This is a genomic window from Ferruginibacter sp. (genome assembly GCF_031430955.1).
Taxonomy (GTDB): domain Bacteria; phylum Bacteroidota; class Bacteroidia; order Chitinophagales; family Chitinophagaceae; genus Ferruginibacter.
The window spans coordinates 1-1669 of sequence record NZ_JANPCM010000205.1 but is presented as its reverse complement, the minus strand read 5'-3'; the positions used below and the strand labels follow the sequence as shown (position 1 = coordinate 1669).

The following is a 1669-nucleotide window of genomic DNA, read 5'->3' as shown; positions in this document are numbered from 1 at the left end:
TAATTTCCTCTGCGTATTTGTCAATATTTACTTCGTCTTCTGGCGGGCAAACTTTTAAAACTTCTTTTGCAAAATCAGTCCAATCTTTTGGTGCGTCGTTAGTTTTTATCAATAACCAATCGTCGCCTACTCCTATGAAATGAAAAGGATATTTCTTTTCAAAAGTCTGTAGTTTTTCTACAAGGCTGTCAGTTGAAAAAAGATAACTTCCTCCACTTGTTTGTTGAAGTCTAAGAGTATTGTATTTGTCAGCACTATGAATAATTGAAACAGTTTGCTTTTTGTCGTCTCTTGTGCGGTCGTCTGAAATAAAAGCTAAACACTGTCTATAAGAAAACTTTTTGTTTAAGGTGTCTACAAGTTTTTCAATTAAATCATGTCCAACCAAGAAAGATGTTCCTGGCAATTCAACGGTCTTACCTTTTGGTGATGCTTGTCTTATTGTTGACTGAATTGGGTCGTCTATGTAACTTGAAAGCATTAGACTTCTTAAAAATCTTGTAGCTTCTGTCTTAGTAATTTTCTCCGCTTCGTCAATAACAATCATTTCGATTCCTGTTTTTTCAGAAAGTTCTTTGAGCCGTGTCAAATTTTGTGAATTGTCCATTTGTGAGCATGATGATAAAGAAAGTGTCAAAAAAAATATCGTTAAGTATTTGAAGTGTGTCATAAAGGTGGCGTACAACTCAAATATATGCGAAAGTTCCATCTTTTCAAAATTTCTAAATCAGCTAAATTTTTTGTTTTCAAACTGTTATATAAAAAACAATATTGAATACGAAAGTTTTAACTTTCGGGGTTTAAATTGTTTTTTAGCGACAATTGAAAAAACGAAAGTTTTTAATTGCCTTTTTTTCTAAGGATTTTGTCCAGGGGGCTTTCAATATTGCCGATGTCTTTTTTACTTACATGGGTGTACCGCATGGTTGTTTTTATATCATTATGGCCCAATAATTTTTGTATTAAAGAAATGTCTGTTCCGTTTTCGAGCAGATGAGTGGCATAACTATGGCGTAAACTGTGAAAACTGCACTGCGGAGGTAAACCTAAATTTTTGTAGGCGGCTTTAAAAATTAACTGCGCCGATCTGGCACTGTAATGCTCAGCTTTATGCTGGCCTTCAAAAAGCCAGTTACCGGGTTTGTATGCAATGTAATATTGCCGCAATAGTTTAAGTATAGCAGTGCTTAAGTTTACCACCCTGTCTTTTTTTCCTTTGGCTTCGGTAATGGTTATCTGCATTCTTTCGCTGTTGATATCTGTTATTTTTAGCTGTACCACTTCACTCACCCTCATACCGGCACTATAGGCAAGCAACAGTAATGTTTTATGTTTTAAATTATCAATTGCCATCAGGCCGGCTATTATTTTTTCTTCGCTTATTACTTTGGGTAACATAATGCGCTTTTTGGGCCTGGGTATTTCCCAAAAAAATTTCTCTCTGCCCAATACCTGCTCGTAATAAAATTTTAATGCGTTGATACGGCTATGCAGTGTGTTTTCCTTTAGCTGTAATTTTTCAAAACAATAAACAAGATAACGCCGCAGGTGCTCAGGGGTTAATTCATCAGCAGGTATATTAGTGATAAGAGTCAGCAGTTGTGCCATTTCTCCCAGGTAGGTTTTGATAGTGGAGGGGCTGTAGGCTTTCAGTTTGAGTCGTTGCTCC

Annotated in this window: 2 protein-coding genes; both read right to left on the bottom strand. The window is 36.0% G+C overall.

The window, feature by feature from the left end; all coding sequences use genetic code 11:
- Positions 1-607 (bottom strand): DUF4253 domain-containing protein (locus tag ACY65O_RS05820; RefSeq protein WP_462219908.1); only part of this gene is annotated, 607 nt, incomplete at its 3' end.
- Between the two features lie 233 nt (positions 608-840).
- Positions 841-1669: tyrosine-type recombinase/integrase (locus ACY65O_RS05815; protein WP_462219907.1), on the bottom strand; the 829-nt coding region annotated here is incomplete at its 5' end.